General features: G+C 70.2%; 13 protein-coding genes and 1 tRNA gene. 7 read left to right on the forward strand and 7 right to left on the reverse strand.

Features of this window, described 5'->3' with window-relative positions; genetic code table 11:
• Nucleotides 1-2: 2 nt before the first annotated feature.
• Both ACFO6V_RS26640 and ACFO6V_RS26645 read right to left on the reverse strand, forming a co-directional pair.
• Nucleotides 3-494: an FHA domain-containing protein FhaB/FipA gene (locus ACFO6V_RS26640; RefSeq protein ID WP_357448197.1), complete on the reverse strand. Its 492-nt coding sequence runs from the start codon at nucleotides 492-494 to the stop codon at nucleotides 3-5.
• Between the two features lie 10 nt (nucleotides 495-504).
• Nucleotides 505-1,221 carry an FhaA domain-containing protein gene (locus ACFO6V_RS26645; protein WP_020017306.1) on the reverse strand — a complete coding sequence of 239 codons (717 nt, stop codon included), beginning with the start codon at nucleotides 1,219-1,221 and terminating at the stop codon, nucleotides 505-507.
• A gap of 240 nt (nucleotides 1,222-1,461) precedes the next feature.
• Between ACFO6V_RS26645 and ACFO6V_RS26650 the strand changes: the two genes are divergently transcribed.
• Nucleotides 1,462-1,545: transfer RNA gene (locus ACFO6V_RS26650), tRNA-Leu, on the forward strand.
• Between the two features lie 174 nt (nucleotides 1,546-1,719).
• Here ACFO6V_RS26650 and ACFO6V_RS26655 read toward each other — a convergent pair.
• A complete protein-coding gene (locus tag ACFO6V_RS26655) occupies nucleotides 1,720-3,645 on the reverse strand; it encodes a hypothetical protein (RefSeq protein WP_377141770.1) in 1,926 nt (641 codons plus the stop codon).
• 1,033 nt (nucleotides 3,646-4,678) lie between these two features.
• On the reverse strand, nucleotides 4,679-5,950 hold the full coding sequence (locus tag ACFO6V_RS26660) for an anhydro-N-acetylmuramic acid kinase (protein WP_377141772.1): 1,272 nt from the start codon (nucleotides 5,948-5,950) through the stop codon (nucleotides 4,679-4,681).
• Nucleotides 5,951-6,022: 72 nt separating this feature from the next.
• Between ACFO6V_RS26660 and ACFO6V_RS26665 the strand changes: the two genes are divergently transcribed.
• Nucleotides 6,023-6,871: a class I SAM-dependent methyltransferase gene (locus ACFO6V_RS26665; RefSeq protein ID WP_377141773.1), complete on the forward strand. Its 849-nt coding sequence runs from the start codon at nucleotides 6,023-6,025 to the stop codon at nucleotides 6,869-6,871.
• Here the strand turns inward: ACFO6V_RS26665 and ACFO6V_RS26670 are convergent.
• Nucleotides 6,849-7,682 carry an alpha/beta fold hydrolase gene (locus ACFO6V_RS26670; protein ID WP_377141775.1) on the reverse strand — a complete coding sequence of 278 codons (834 nt, stop codon included), beginning with the start codon at nucleotides 7,680-7,682 and terminating at the stop codon, nucleotides 6,849-6,851. The genes ACFO6V_RS26665 and ACFO6V_RS26670 overlap by 23 nt on opposite strands.
• A gap of 415 nt (nucleotides 7,683-8,097) precedes the next feature.
• Here ACFO6V_RS26670 and ACFO6V_RS26675 point away from each other — a divergent pair, with 415 nt between their 5' ends.
• From ACFO6V_RS26675 to ACFO6V_RS26690, 4 genes are all read left to right on the forward strand, one after another.
• On the forward strand, nucleotides 8,098-8,589 hold the full coding sequence (locus ACFO6V_RS26675) for a low molecular weight protein-tyrosine-phosphatase (protein WP_377141921.1): 492 nt from the start codon (nucleotides 8,098-8,100) through the stop codon (nucleotides 8,587-8,589).
• Nucleotides 8,590-8,651: 62 nt separating this feature from the next.
• Entirely contained in the window at nucleotides 8,652-9,587 is a 936-nt protein-coding gene (locus tag ACFO6V_RS26680) for an NAD(P)H-binding protein (protein WP_377141777.1), read from the forward strand.
• Between the two features lie 19 nt (nucleotides 9,588-9,606).
• Nucleotides 9,607-10,812, forward strand: coding sequence for an alpha/beta hydrolase (locus ACFO6V_RS26685; RefSeq protein ID WP_377141779.1), 1,206 nt, complete (start codon nucleotides 9,607-9,609; stop codon nucleotides 10,810-10,812).
• A 115-nt stretch (nucleotides 10,813-10,927) separates the two neighbouring features.
• Nucleotides 10,928-11,221, forward strand: a complete 294-nt coding sequence (locus tag ACFO6V_RS26690; RefSeq protein ID WP_377141781.1) for a hypothetical protein — start codon at nucleotides 10,928-10,930, stop codon at nucleotides 11,219-11,221.
• 15 nt (nucleotides 11,222-11,236) lie between these two features.
• Here the strand turns inward: ACFO6V_RS26690 and ACFO6V_RS26695 are convergent, their stop codons facing one another.
• A complete protein-coding gene (locus tag ACFO6V_RS26695; RefSeq protein ID WP_377141783.1) occupies nucleotides 11,237-11,866 on the reverse strand; it encodes a DnaJ family domain-containing protein in 630 nt (209 codons plus the stop codon).
• Nucleotides 11,867-11,951: 85 nt separating this feature from the next.
• Between ACFO6V_RS26695 and ACFO6V_RS26700 the strand changes: the two genes are divergently transcribed.
• Nucleotides 11,952-13,121, forward strand: coding sequence for a pyridoxal phosphate-dependent aminotransferase (locus tag ACFO6V_RS26700; protein ID WP_377141786.1), 1,170 nt, complete (start codon nucleotides 11,952-11,954; stop codon nucleotides 13,119-13,121).
• Nucleotides 13,122-13,146: 25 nt separating this feature from the next.
• Here ACFO6V_RS26700 and ACFO6V_RS26705 read toward each other — a convergent pair whose 3' ends face one another.
• Complete coding sequence (locus tag ACFO6V_RS26705) at nucleotides 13,147-13,611, reverse strand: DUF6328 family protein (protein ID WP_377141789.1); 465 nt, start codon at nucleotides 13,609-13,611, stop codon at nucleotides 13,147-13,149.
• Nucleotides 13,612-13,707: the final 96 nt, after the last annotated feature.

The following is a 13,707-nucleotide window of genomic DNA, read 5'->3' on the forward strand; positions in this document are numbered from 1 at the left end:
GGTCATCCCTGGAGCTCGACGACGGACTGTCCGATCTGCACACCCACACCGGGGGCGAGCGGCAGGACACCCTGCACCCGCTCCTCGCCGATGTACGTGCCGTTCGTGGAGCCGAGGTCCTCCACGAACCACTGGCCGCCCTGGGGGAAGATCCGTGCGTGACGGGACGACGAGTAGTCGTCGTCGAGCACGAGAGTGCAGCTCGGCGCGCGTCCGATCAGCACGCCGGACGAGGTGAGTGGGATGGTGGTCCCCGTGAGCGGGCCTGCCACCACGACGAGCCGCGAAGGGCCGCCGCGCTGAGGAGCGCGGGGCGCGCCACCGGCCGGGGTCGGCGTCGGGGCCGGCCCCGCGAGCTCCGGCCGGCGCCGTCGGCCGCTGGGCGTACGTGGTCCTGCCAGGTCGCGCCGGAGCACGGCGACGGCGGAGAGCACGAACACCCACAGCAGCACGAGGTAGCCCAGCCGAAGCAGGGTGAACGTCAGCTCGCTCATGTCGGGTTTTTCACCAGTCCTCGTTGTCTGCACCGGAAGCACTGCCGGTCCAGAACATGATGCGGGTACGGCCGATGGTCATGGTGTTGCCATCGAGCAGGGTCGCCGCCGGGACCTGGTGGCCCTCGACGTACAGGCCGTTGGTCGAGCCCATGTCGGTCGCCACGACGCCGTCCGGGGTCACGCGGATCTCGAGGTGACGGCGGGAGACTCCCGGGTCGTCCACGACGATGTCCGCCTCGGCGTCACGCCCGATGACGGTCACCGGTCCGGTGAGCAGGTACCGCTGACCATCGATGTCGATCAGCGGGTGCCGGCCGGTCGGCGCGCCGGACGTCGCCGGAGCGACGCTTCCCTGCACGCTGCGCGACCGCACGGTGAAGCGGCCGGGCACCAGCTCGTACTGCTCGTCGAACGTCACGCTCACGGGGCCCACGAACGCATAGTGCTGCGTCGCGGCGTACGCGGTGATGTTGGACGCGAGCTCGTCGGCGAGGGTTTGTGCACCCCACGCCTCGATCTGGGCGAAGTCGTCGGGAGCGAGCTCGATGGTGAACTCGTTCGGGGCAACGGTACGGTCACGTCCGACGACCGCGGCACGGTCGTCCAGCTCGCGACGAAGCCTGCTCGCCAGTTCGACGGGCTTCACCTCGCCACGTCCCACCTTGGCGAACGCGTTGTTCATCATGCGCTCCACGCTCTTCTCGAAGCGGTCCAGGGCGCCCATGCCACCTCCTTCCGGGTCTGCGCCGGGCAGACTACCTAGATCGTATAGACCGGTAGGTCCCCGCAGACTCCATTACTGTGGATGTCCTGCGGATCTTCTCCGATCTTCCCTCAGGTGGCGCGGTGAAGAGAGGCGTGGGCGGATCCGCACGCTACCGGACCTGCGGCAGCACGTGAACCACTTCACGGTTATTGGATTCGGAGACGACGTCCGTGCCGTGCTAGCCTCTCATCCAGCAGCGCGCGAGTGGCGGAATAGGCAGACGCGCACGGTTCAGGTCCGTGTGCCCGAAAGGGCGTGGGGGTTCAACTCCCCCCTCGCGCACGTTGTTACGAAAGGCCCCGGCTCATTGAGTCGGGGCCTTCGTCATGCCCGGGTCTGGGGCGTTGCAGGCGTCTGACATGGGCACTTCTCCCCAGCCGGGCGCGCCAAGAATCGGCTGAGTCTCCCGCCCGGATCGCTCCGGGCGGGAGACTCGTGGCAGTAAGGCCCAGTCGATCAGCGGATCTCGGGCGTCTGGTCGCTGACCACCGACTTGACCGTATAGCCGGTGCGGGCGCCGACGACCGTGACCGTCAGTCGCTTGCCCCGGGCCTGCGCCGGGATGACGAACCGGCTGTCCGTCCTGGTCGAGATCGTCGTGCCGTTCGCCTTCCAGACGTACTTCACCGACGACGGCGCCGGCGACCAGGTGCCCCGACTGACCGTCAGTGTCGAACCGACCCGCGTCGTCCCGGCGATCGTCGGCTGCGGGGCGGTGAACGTCCCGGGCGCGACCGTCACGGTCGCACCGCTCGTCACCGACTTCTTGGTGTACCCGGCGAGCGACCCGGTGACCGTGACCGTGAGGCGCTTACCTCTGGCGGAAGCGGGCACCACGAACTTGCTCGTCGTCCGCGTCGAGATCGTCACGCCGTCCGCCTTCCACGTGTGCGTGAACGACGAGGGCGTCGGCGACCAAGTCCCGCGGCTCACCGTCAGGGTCCTGCCGACCTTCGCCGTGCCGGTGATCGTCGGCTGCGGTGCCGTGAACGTGCCGGGTGCGACCGCGGCCGTGGGAGTGCTCGTCGTCGACGTCGTCGCGTAGTGCTGCTTGAGGCCCGTCACCTTGACCGTGATCGCCTTGCCCGCAGCCGACGCCGGAACGGTGAACGTGCTCGTAGTCGCATCCGTGACGGCCACGCCGTCGACCATCCATGCGTAGCGGTAGCTTGCGGGGACGGGTGACCAGGTGCCCGGCGTCGCTGTCAGCGTCTCGCCGACCTTGGCAGTTCCGGTGATGGTCGGTGTGGCGGTCGTGGTGAACAGAGCGGGCTTGACGGTGACCGTTCGTTGCAGGCTGGAAGCGAGGAAGCCGTGGCCGCCTCGGTACTTCACGAAGAGCGAGTGGGTCCCAGGTGCCAGATCTCTCACGTGCCCTATCGGGATCTGGCCATGGCCGTTCTCGTCGAGATACATGCCGGACCCGAACCACATCCCGTCCAGCTCCAGATGGACGTCTCCGACCGGGACGAGGGAGTCGGCTAGCACGTCGACGCCGACGAAGTCGGGCATCTGTCCATAGCGCCACGACGACGGGAGATCGCTCTCAATCCGTGTCACAGCTGGTGGTAGAACCACGACTTGACCCGTCCACGAAGCGGAGTCGACGTCGCCCCAGCTGTCGTAGTCGAAGTGGGCCGTGTAGGTCCCCGGCCGGAGGTCGAGTGCCCACATGCACGACTCGGCCGGCGACCCCTCCGAGCTGTAATTCAGTTCGTATACCGAGCCAGGATCTCCTTCCACGCTCATGGTGGCCTGGCCGTTCCTCGTCCACCAGAGTGAGGACCCGTCCTCCGTCGCGAGCCTGAAGCAGAGCGTGCGTTCGGTGCCCTGGTGCCAGGTGGTCGGGCCCGAGGTAGTCAGCTCGACCGGGCTCGGCTCGACGAAGGCGAACGAGGTTTCGACCGTGGTCGTGACATAGGGGGAACTGGAATAAGTCACGCTCAACGTATGGGTTCCGATCTGCTCGTGCTGAGCGCGCCGGAAGTTCAGCTCGGCCTGATCGGACGGCCACATACTCAGCGGCTCCCCAAGCGCATGCGTCTGCCCGTCGGGCGACCGCACCGTCGTCTCCGCCTGACCGGCGATCGGCGTTCCGTCGGCAAGAGTGGCGGCAACGCCCACTCGAACTGAATCGGTGACGCGCAACGGACGATCCGTGGGGAGCATCGGATCCAGGGACACCTTGACGGGGATGGGGTCGCCGACCACGATCGCCCAGTGCTGCCCGTAGCCGTTGTAGCCGCTGACGGCGGAGAACACCTCGCGTCCGGCCGGGACCAGTGGCGGCGCTGCGTCGTCGTTCCTCAGCCCCCAGCTGAGGATCGATCCGTCGTCGAGCACGGCAGCACCCTGCCCGACGCCCATTGCGGTGAGCGACACGATTGAACGTCCTGCCGAAGCGGATGCGAGCTGTGTTCCGCTCGACGAGACGATCCGGCCGTCCGCGGTAGCGCCGACCGCTTCCCCCTGATCTCCCATGTCGATGCCGATGAAGGTGGTGCCAGCGGGAGGTGCGACGACCTTGGTCTCCCAACCCTCGGCCAACACATCGCAGTACACGAAGGCACCATCACTCCGCAGCACGGCCCAGCTTCCACCTCCGGGACGAGCGGTGACAGCGGTGTAGCGAAGCCCGGCTCCCGGATCACGCATCTCGGGGCACGGCTCACCCGGGACGGAGGCAGGGTCGAGGGTTCCATCCGAACGGAGTGCGATATGACTCGAGATCGAGGTGTATTTCAGGCCCACGGGGGGTGTCCTCGTCGGCTCTCCCGATGCGTCCACTACTACGCCGTCGGACCTCAGGATCTGCTCCCCCCCGAACCGGTCAGCCGACACAGCCGTGAACGAAGTGCCCTGTGGTGGTACGAGGTGGCGTACGTTTCCGCCGGATAGGTCGTACTCGTGCGAGTCGACCCGCCCGTCACTGCGCAGCACCAGTACCTGGTGCTCGGCGGTGGAGAGGCCGACGGCATACACCCCGGCCGGGAGTGCCCGGGGCGAGGTGCCATCCAGCGGTCCACCCTGGCTGCCCCACCCGACGACCTGCCCGCCGTGCGAGCTCGGCATGCCCTCCTGGACGAAGGAGGAGTCCAGAGACTCAGTGACGGTCGGAGCAACCGTGGCCGGAGGGTTTCCGGCCAGGGCAGGCGCGGCATAGGCAGTGGTTGCGAGGCCGAAGATCAGCCCCGAGGCCACCAGAGAGGCACAGGCCCGTCGGGCCGAGGGAAGGTATCGCCGAAGTACTCGGGTCGGCATCGAACGCTCCAGCGGAAGAGGCGCATGATCCATGCGCGGAAGACAGGTCGTGCGACTTTATCGATCAGATGCGTACGTTTCCGCTGAAGTTGGAGCGTTCTTGCAGTTATCACCCGGTGCGTGTCGGACGCCATCGACAACAGTCCACGGCGGTTCAGGCCGGGCGGCAGATCTCCAACCGCCCCGGCTGCCCGACGCCGACGGCCCGGCCCGGCGGGAAACGACCGTCCGCGCCGGGGGTCATCGAACCCAGCACGCTCGGGCGCCGCGCACCGGTGGCACCCGGCAGCACACCGGGCAGGCCGTACCAGGTATGCCAGCCCAGCACCGCGAATGCCAGCGCCTCCTTCGCCTGGCTCGGCACGCCCAGCTCGTCGGACGTGCGGACGGTGACGCCCGGCAGCTCCGCCCGGAGCGCGGCCATCAGAACCGGGTTGCGGGTGCCACCACCCGAGGCGACGACCTCGGTGGCGGTGTGCCGGACGGCGTCCGCCACGGTGCGGGCGGTGAGTGTCACGAGGGTGGCGAGCAGGTCCTCCGGTGTCGGCGGTGTGGGGCCGAGGCGAGCCAGCAGGTAGTCGAGGTGGAACAGCTCCTTGCCCGTGGACTTCGGCGCCGGGCGCGCGTAGTAGGGCTCGTCGAGCAGGCGTGCGAGAAGATCGGGGAGAACCTGTCCGCGGGCGGCGAGAGCGCCGTCGACGTCGAAGGCGAGGCGGCCGTTCGTGACATGGCGCGTTGCGGCGTCCAGCAGTGCGCAGGCGGGGCCGGTGTCGAAGGTGCGGGTCTCGACAGGCTCGACCACCGGAGGGGCAGGCTCGACCACCGGGGGAGTCGGGGCCGGCACGGTCACGTTCGCGATGCCGCCCAGGTTGAGCGCGACCGGGGAACCCGGGCGACCCGCGAGCCACAGCGCGTCGAACAGACCCACCAGGGGAGCGCCCTGCCCACCCGCCGCCACGTCGCGTGTGCGGAGGCCTGAGACGACGGGCAGCCCGGTCACCTCCGCGATCCAGGCGGCCTCACCGATCTGCAGGGTGCCGAGCACGTCGCCGCCGTCGGACGCCCAGTGGAAGACTGTCTGCCCGTGCGACACGACAAGGTCGGCACGACCGGCGCAGAGCTCGGCAACGGCGCGCGCGGCGACGTCGGCGAAGGCCTGACCGATCTCCGTGTCCAGCCTGCACACGCTCTCCAGCGTGGTGCGGGCCGGGGGAAGCGCCGCCACGAGCCCGGACCGGAGAGCCGGCGGGTACGGCACGGAGAGGTGTCCGAGCGGCGTGAGCAGCAGCGTGTCACCAGCGAGCCGGAGCTCGCACGCGGCGGCGTCGACCGCGTCGTGGGACGTGCCGGACATGAGCCCGACCACACGCAGAGCAGTCGATGTATCCCCAGGCGAAAACTGGTTTTCAGGCAACGGATCCGTCATCAGATCGACTCCTCCGATCGGGTTTACGCCAGTGTTAGCCCCTTGGTCCCACTTTGCGTCACAATCTCCACCATGCTTGACGTCTCGATCGCCCCAGCTCCGGCGCCGGACGCGCCGTTCGAGGACCACATCGAATGGGCGCGCAACGCCCCTGCGACCCCTTCGACCCCCGCGGCGCTGTTCACCGACGGGCTTGCCGACACCCCCGTCGGCGACCGCCTCACGATCGACGCACCGGAGTGGGACTACCCTGCCCTCGCTCGCGAGGTCGTGCTCAGGTCCCGGGGTGCCGCGCTCGACATCGGCACCGGCAACGGCGACTTCTTCGCGGGCCTCGGCCCGCTCCCGAGGGGTTCGGCCGCCACGGAGACCGGCCCCGCCTTCCTCACCGCACGACGCCGTCTGGAACCGCTCGGCGTCGACGTACGCCGGGCGGAGCCGTCCTGGAACGGCGACATGCTGCTTCCCTTCTTCGACGGTCAGTACAGCGTGGTGCTCAGCCGGTTCAGCACCATCGACCCCGACGAGGTGGGACGCGTGCTGGAGCCCGGCGGTACGTTCCTCACCGAGCAGGTGGACACGCGCGACGGCATAGTCCTGAACCGGGCACTCGGCGTGCCGCTCGGCTGGGACCCGGACGCCGTCACCGTCGACGTGGTCTCTGACGGGCTCGTCGCCTCAGGGCTGGAGATCGTCGAGGCCAAGGAGTACGCCGGCACCCGCACGTTCACCGACCTGTCCTCCGTGCTCTGGTACCTGCGGAGCGCGGCCTGGCAGGTGCCGGACCTCGCAGGCCTCAGCCCGTCCGCCGTCGCCCGGCACGAGGCGGGGCTGCGCGCGCTGCACATGCACTTCGCGACGGGCAACGAGCTCATCGACGAGGCCCCGCGCATCCTGGTCACGGCCCGCCGACCGTTCTGAGCAGGTCTGTCACCGCCTCCGCCATCGCCTCCGGTGGCACGTCCGCCCCGTGCCCGGGCAGGGTCACCCGACGTGCCGCCGGCAGCACCGCAGCCAGCGACTCCGCGGCGCGCTTGACGGACGCGGCGCTCGCGGCGCCGTCCGCCACGAGGGCCGGCTGGGTGATCTGGTGCCACCGGCTCATGAGGGCCCGGTGGCCCAGGGTGATGCCCGCGAGTATCCGGCCGTCATAGGCGATGGTCGGGGCGATCGCCTCGAGGCCGGCCCACGAGGGCGACTCCCGCATGCGTGGCAGGAGCCCGCACGGCATGCCGACCACGTCGAGGAACAGCTCGACGGCGCTGCCGGGATCGCCCACCTCGACGCAGATCTCGACCCCGGCGATCATCCGCGGATCGGTGGGCGGCTCGCCGCTCGCGACGTCGTACGTCGGCTCCCAGCAGAGCACGCCCGTGACGCCGGCCCCCAGGTCGGCCGCCGCACGCAGTGCGAGGAACGCGCCGGAGGAAATACCGAGCAGTGCGGCCGGACCCGTGACCTCCAGCAGGGCGGCGATGTCGTCGACCTCCCGGTCCACGCTGTACGGGGGAGTGTCCCCGCTCTCGCCGCGACCGCGCCGGTCGTAGCGCAGCGTCGCCGCTCGGTCGCCCAACGCGGACGCGACGGCGAGCGTGACGGGCAGGCGGTGGGCGAGCACACCGTCGATCACCACTATCGCGGGCGCCAGACCGGGGGTCGGTCCGGTCAGGTCGTACGCGATGCGGGTGCCGTCTGCCGACGTCGTGAAGGAGTCGACGGTGATGGTCGTCATGCAGGGCAGACGGATCGGCGCCCCAAAAGTCGTCGCTCCGACAGATGCTCGGGGCTATCGATCTCGCGCTGATTTTCGCCGCGAGGAAAAAACCTGGGCGCCCGCCGCCCCGAGGCGTAAGTTCGTGGGCACATGAGAAAAGGAGGTGATCCGAGCAGTGATTTCACATCGGACCCATGAGGTGGTCGCGCGCTAGTCGCGTGACGCGCAAGCGTTTCGCGCCGACGCCGGTCGGGGGGCTCAGCACGGGGCCTTCCTGATCTGCCAGGCGCAACGGGACAAGGTGGCGAATTTCTCGCGACCACCGGAGCCCGCGGGTGCCGTGCCCTCGTCCAGCACGGCTGACACAAGTCGCCCCGCGGGCTTTCCCGCGCCTCCGGCCGGGGAGAATGCTCGCGTGACTGCCTACCGCGTGATGACTGTCTGCACGGGAAACATCTGCAGGTCCCCGATGGCCGAGATCGTGCTCCGTGATCGTTTCGAGGCCGCGGGCCTCGGTGACTCCGTGGTCGTCGACTCCTCCGGCGTGAGCGACGAGGAGCACGGCAACCCGGTGGACCGGCGGGCCCGCGCGGTCCTGGCCGAACATGGCTACCTCACGGGTGGTGGGCACCACGCGCGCCAGGTGACCGCCGTCGACGTCGCCTCGCGGGACCTGGTGCTCGCCATGACCACCCGGCACGCGCGCAGCCTGCGGGACCTTGCCGAGCAGGGCGACCCCGTGATCCGGATGTACCGCTCGTTCGACCCGGCGGCCCATGGGCTCCCGGAGAACGAGCTCGACATCGCCGACCCCTGGTACGGCGGTCCGCACGACTTCGAGGTCTGCCTCGCCCAGATCGAGGCGGCCGCGGACGGCGTCGTCGACTTCGTCCGGGCGGAGCTCGGTGTGTCCTCCGGCGCGTGACCGGCTGACGTTTCACCCCACCCCGTCCGGCCCGGTGACGGTCTGCCGTCTACGGTGAGGGGATGACCTCCGCGTCGTCAGACCGGCTGGTCGTCCTCACCGGGGCCGACGGCCGCCTGGGTTCCAGGCTCGCCTTCCGCGTGGCAGCGGCGGGCGGTCGGCAGCGCCTGCTGGTCAGCGGCGAGGGTACGGCGCCTCGCCTGCCCGACGGTGCCCCGTTGCCGGAGGCCGAGGTCGTCGCCGTCCCGTCCGACGTCGACTCCAGGGTCCTGACCAGCGCGTTCGCGGGCGCCTATGCAGTCTTCCTCGTGCCTGGAAGGGACCGCCCGGGGCGGGTCGGCAAGCATCGCGCGGCGATCGACGCGGCGGTGCTCGCCGGGGTTCGGCACGTGGTCTACGTGTCGTCCGTGGGTGCGGGGCCGGACGCCATCTCGTCGGCCGCCCGTGACGACTGGCTGACCGAGGAGTACCTGCGCGGCACGGACCTCAGGTGGACGATGCTGCGGATCGCCATGTTCCACCGCACCCTCACCCTCGCGGTCTACGACGAGTCGTACGGATCGACGCGCAGCACGGTGCTCCGGGCACCGGCTGGAGAGGGCCGGGTCGCCTCCGTGTCGCACGACGACGTGGCCGACGTCGCCACCGCGGTCCTCCTGGACGAGGACCCGAGGCGCCACGCGGGCCGCACCTACCACGTGACGGGTCCGGAGGCCCTGAGCCTCGACGAGGTGGCCGTGGTGCTGTCGAGCGCCGCGGGCCGCGCCATCCGGTACGCGCCGCAGACCGTGGACCAGGCACATGCCCTGTTCTACCGGTCGACCGCCGGCGAGGTGGAGGACTGGATCTCGCAGTGCCAGGCGATCGAGGCGGGCGTTCTCGCGACGGTGAGCCCGGACGTCAGGCATCTCGCGGGGCGGGAGGCGCGGTCGCTCGAGGCATGGCTCGACGACTATCCGACGGAGTGGGCGCACCTGCGATTACCGTCGGTCAGATGACGGGATTACCGTCGGTCAGATGACGAGCCTCTCCCTGGGTGTGGAAGACGGAACGACGCCCGAGCAGGCGTGGGAGCCGGACGTGCTGCCGAGCTTCGAACGTCTGACGCTGCCCCTGCAGCCGGACGAGGAAGAGCCCGAGGTCGTGGCGACGCTGGTGCGTCGTGTCCGGCCGGCGGCGGCAGAGTCAGCGGGGGACCGGCACGGGGACGAGCCCCGTCGGGGCGTCCGCCGGGTAGGCGCCGACAACCCACAGGTGGCGCGCCTCTGGGACGAGCTGTCCGAGCTGGGGCGGAGGCTGCACCTGGGTGGCGCGGGACGCGCACACGCCGAAGCGCCGGCAGCGGCCGACGACGAGCCACAGGCCGCAGTGCCCGACGCCGGCGTGGACGTGCTGTACGTGCACGGCTGGCTCGACTACTTCTTCCAGACCCATCTCGCGGACTTCTGGGAGTCGCTCGGAGTCCGATTCCATGCCCTTGACCTGCGGCGTTACGGGCGCAGCCTGCGCGAGGGGCAGACCCCTGGGTACGTGCGCAGCCTGACCACCTACGACGAGGACATCGAGGCCGCGCTCACCGCCATGGGGCACGGCAGGGACGCGGCGCCCGAGCGCAAGCTGGTGCTCATGGGCCACTCCACCGGCGGTCTCACGGTCAGCCTGTGGACGGCGCACAACCAGGAGCGCGTGGCCGGGCTCGTGCTGAACTCGCCCTGGCTGGAGTTCCAGCCCCGCGAGGCGGTGCGCAAGATCATGGAGCCCGGCATCCGGGTGCAGTCCGCGCTCGTGCCGCGCAGCCAGCTCGTCAACCTGGACCGCGGCCTGTACGCCCGCGCCATCTCCGCGCGGTTCGACGGGGAGTGGGACTACGACGTCGCCTGGCGACCCGACGCCGGCTGGCGCGCCACCCCGGCCTGGCTCGCGGCGATCTTCCGCGGCCAGGACCAGGTGGCGCGCGGGCTCGGCATCGAGGTGCCGGTCCTGGTGCTGCTCAGCACGCGCAGCACTATCCCGACGCGATGGAGCGAGGACATGAAGAGCACGGACTCGGTCCTGGACGTGGTCGGGATCGCCCGCCGGGTGCCCGACGTCGGCTCCCTCACCACCCTCGTCCGGATCGCCGGCGGCCTGCACGACGTGATCCTCTCCGCGGAGCCCGTACGCGAGCAGGTCTGGCGCGAGACACGGCGCTGGTTCCGCGGCTACGTGGCCACCCGGGACTGACGCGGAGGCCGCCTGTTCGCTGGGCTCCGGCGGCACCTGGCGAACCAGGAACCTTGGTGCGATCCTGGAATGAAGGTGCCCATACACCGCCGTCGGGCACGAGGGGCGATGCGCCATGACAACGCACCAGGAGACCCACCCCCGGGCTCGCCGGGGTGGGCCGTATCTCGTTCGCAGCGAGACCGCCGTCGGGATCGCTGCGCTGATCCTCGGGATGCTCATCTCGCAGGGAGCTGCCGAGGGGGTGACGATCGCGGGCGGTCTCGCCATGGCCGCCGGAGCGCTGTTCGGCAGGTTCGGCGCCCGCTGGGGGCGCATGGCAGTGGTGGCAGGGCTGGGCTTCGTTGCCGGTTCCGTGCCCTACTGGCTGGTGACCGCCGTGGTCATCGTGACCGCATACGGCTTCTGACCGGTAGCAGGCCGGTCACCAGAACTTCCACCACGGGCGGCCCTCCGACGTCGTCGGAGCGCGTCGCGAAGCCGGGGGCGGCCCGGACGTCGCCGTCCGCCGCGCCGCACGCCGGGCGCGCCACCGCGCGACCTCCTCGTTCACGTCCCTGGTGGGCGTGACGACGGGCGGTCCGCCCTGGAGCTGACGCCGGGCGTCGATGACGCGCGCGTTGAAGTCCGTGACGATCTCCCGGACCCGGGCCTCCATCGCCTCGAGGTCGAGCTTGTCGTCCAGCTCGGCGTCGTCCTTGCGCAGCTGGGCGGACGGCAGCAGGCCCGTGATGTTCTCGCGCTCGATCAGGCCCTTGATCCACCAGTCGGGGTCGTGCGTCCCGGTCAGGCCGGGGATCGGCTTGCCCTGCAGAGGCAGGTTGTCGAACTCGCCGCGGCGCATCGCCTGGTCGACCACCACGTCGACGTAGCGGGAGCGCTCCTCGACGGTCATGCTGCCGGGCGACTGCTTGCCTTCGTCGCGCTCGTCCGGGTCGGCGGTGCCGGGGGAGCCTGCCGGTTCCTCGGCGCTCCCGGCCTCCCGGTCCACGCGGTACTGCGCGGCCCGGCGGAGAGGGTCGTTGTCTGCGTCATCGCGCGATCCCGGCGCCATGCCAGCATGTTACAACTTTCACAAGCGGCTCGGAAGGGAAACCGCGCGCCACCCGCCGAGCGGCTTCGTGGGCGATGATGGCCGCATGAAGGTCTCTCGCCGGTCTCACGTGCCCCCGTTCGCCGTCATGGAGGTGCTCGCCGCCGCGAACGCGCGGCGTGCCACCGGGGCGGACGTGCTCAACCTCTGCGCGGGGGAGCCGTCCACCGGCGCGTCCGACGTCGTGCGAGACCGGGCCATCGCACTTCTCAAGGACGGCACCCTCGGCTACACCGAGGCGATGGGCGTCCCGGCCCTGCGCGCGGAGATCGCCGGCCACTACAAGCGCTGGTACGACGTCGACCTCGACCCCGCGCGGATCGCCGTCACCACGGGCTCGAGCGGCGGGTTCGTGCTCGCGTTCCTCGCGGCGTTCGACGTCGGCGACCGCGTGGCTCTCGCCCGGCCCGGCTACCCCGCCTACAAGAACATCCTTTCGGCCCTGGGCTGCGAGGTCGTGGAGCTCGACTGCGGCCCCGACACCCGCTACCAGCCCACCGTGTCGCAGCTCAACGAGGCCTACTACGGCGGCGGGCTCGACGGCGTCATGGTCGCCTCGCCCGCGAACCCGACGGGCACGATGATCACGCCGGCCGAGCTGGCTGCGATCGCCGAGTGGTGCGCCGACCACGACGTGCGGCTGATCAGCGACGAGATCTACCACGGCATCGCGTACTCGGACGAGGTGGCGCAGGCGACGGCGGCGACGTTCGTCGGCCAGGGCGCGATCGTCGTGAACTCGTTCTCGAAGTACTGGGCGATGACCGGCTGGCGGCTCGGCTGGCTCGTGCTGCCCGACGAGCTCGTCGGGCCCGTCGATGCGCTCGCGGGCAACGTCGCGCTCTCGCCGCCCGCGCTCGCACAGCAGGCCGGTATCGCCGCGTTCACGCCCGAGGGTTACGCGGCCGCGGCCGAGAACGTGGCCCGGTACGCGGCGTCGCGCACGCTGCTCCTGGAGCGGCTGGGCGAGCTCGGCTGGCGACCCGTCGCACCGGCTGACGGGGCGTTCTACCTGTACGGGAACATCGCGTCGTTCGGGCTGGACTCCGTCACCTACTGCGCGCGGCTCCTCGCCGAGGCGGACGTAGCCATCACGCCGGGGACCGACTTCGACGGGGTGCACGGCCACGAGTGGGTGCGGCTGTCGTTCGCGTCGTCGCTCGACACGGTCACCCGTGCGGTGGACCGGATAGTGGCCTGGCACAAGACGCTCTGACCGGATCTCAGCTGCCACCGCGGTGTCACTGGCGGCGGCGCAGCACCTCCGGCAGGACCACCCACACGATCGCCAGCACCACGAGCACGCTCGTGCCGACGACGATGCCCTCGGTCCGCCCGACGACGACGTCGAACACCAGCAGGCTCGCGCCGGTCATCACCAGCGCGAGCACGGCGAGAGCCACCCGCGTGAGCCGGTCGGCCAGCGTGACGATGTGCCGCTTCATCTGCTGGCGGAACAGCGACCGGTGGACGCTGACCGGGGCCACGATGAGCGCCGTCGCGATCACCGAGGTCACGACCAGCGCCAGGTACACGGTGCGCTGGTAGTCGTCGAGATCGGCGAACGTCGGCTGGAACGGGAGCGTGAGCAGGAACCCCGTGAGGATCTGCACGCCGGTCTGCATCACACGTAGTTCCTGGAGCAGCTCGTTCCAGTTTCGATCAGCGCGTTCGTTCGGCGTTTCCTTGCGTCCGTCGGCTTCCACGACCCCATTGTCGCAACTGTCGGGTACGCCTGAGCGGATGAAGAAATTTCACCCCTTCACATCACTGCCTCCCGTTGGCCCTCCTGTTTCACCCGG

This window comes from Promicromonospora alba (genome assembly GCF_042654905.1).
In the GTDB taxonomy this organism is placed as follows: Bacteria; Actinomycetota; Actinomycetes; order Actinomycetales; family Cellulomonadaceae; genus Promicromonospora; species Promicromonospora alba.

Coding starts and splice junctions, on each gene's coding strand:
- ACFO6V_RS26640 (WP_357448197.1), bottom strand. CDS start 494: ATGAGCGAGCTGACGTTCACCCTGCTTCGGCTGGGCTACCTCGTGCTG.
- ACFO6V_RS26645 (WP_020017306.1), bottom strand. CDS start 1,221: ATGGGCGCCCTGGACCGCTTCGAGAAGAGCGTGGAGCGCATGATGAAC.
- ACFO6V_RS26660 (WP_377141772.1), bottom strand. CDS start 5,950: ATGACGGATCCGTTGCCTGAAAACCAGTTTTCGCCTGGGGATACATCG.
- ACFO6V_RS26665 (WP_377141773.1), top strand. CDS start 6,023: ATGCTTGACGTCTCGATCGCCCCAGCTCCGGCGCCGGACGCGCCGTTC.
- ACFO6V_RS26670 (WP_377141775.1), bottom strand. CDS start 7,682: ATGACGACCATCACCGTCGACTCCTTCACGACGTCGGCAGACGGCACC.
- ACFO6V_RS26675 (WP_377141921.1), top strand. CDS start 8,098: ATGACTGTCTGCACGGGAAACATCTGCAGGTCCCCGATGGCCGAGATC.
- ACFO6V_RS26680 (WP_377141777.1), top strand. CDS start 8,652: ATGACCTCCGCGTCGTCAGACCGGCTGGTCGTCCTCACCGGGGCCGAC.
- ACFO6V_RS26685 (WP_377141779.1), top strand. CDS start 9,607: ATGACGAGCCTCTCCCTGGGTGTGGAAGACGGAACGACGCCCGAGCAG.
- ACFO6V_RS26690 (WP_377141781.1), top strand. CDS start 10,928: ATGACAACGCACCAGGAGACCCACCCCCGGGCTCGCCGGGGTGGGCCG.
- ACFO6V_RS26695 (WP_377141783.1), bottom strand. CDS start 11,866: ATGGCGCCGGGATCGCGCGATGACGCAGACAACGACCCTCTCCGCCGG.
- ACFO6V_RS26700 (WP_377141786.1), top strand. CDS start 11,952: ATGAAGGTCTCTCGCCGGTCTCACGTGCCCCCGTTCGCCGTCATGGAG.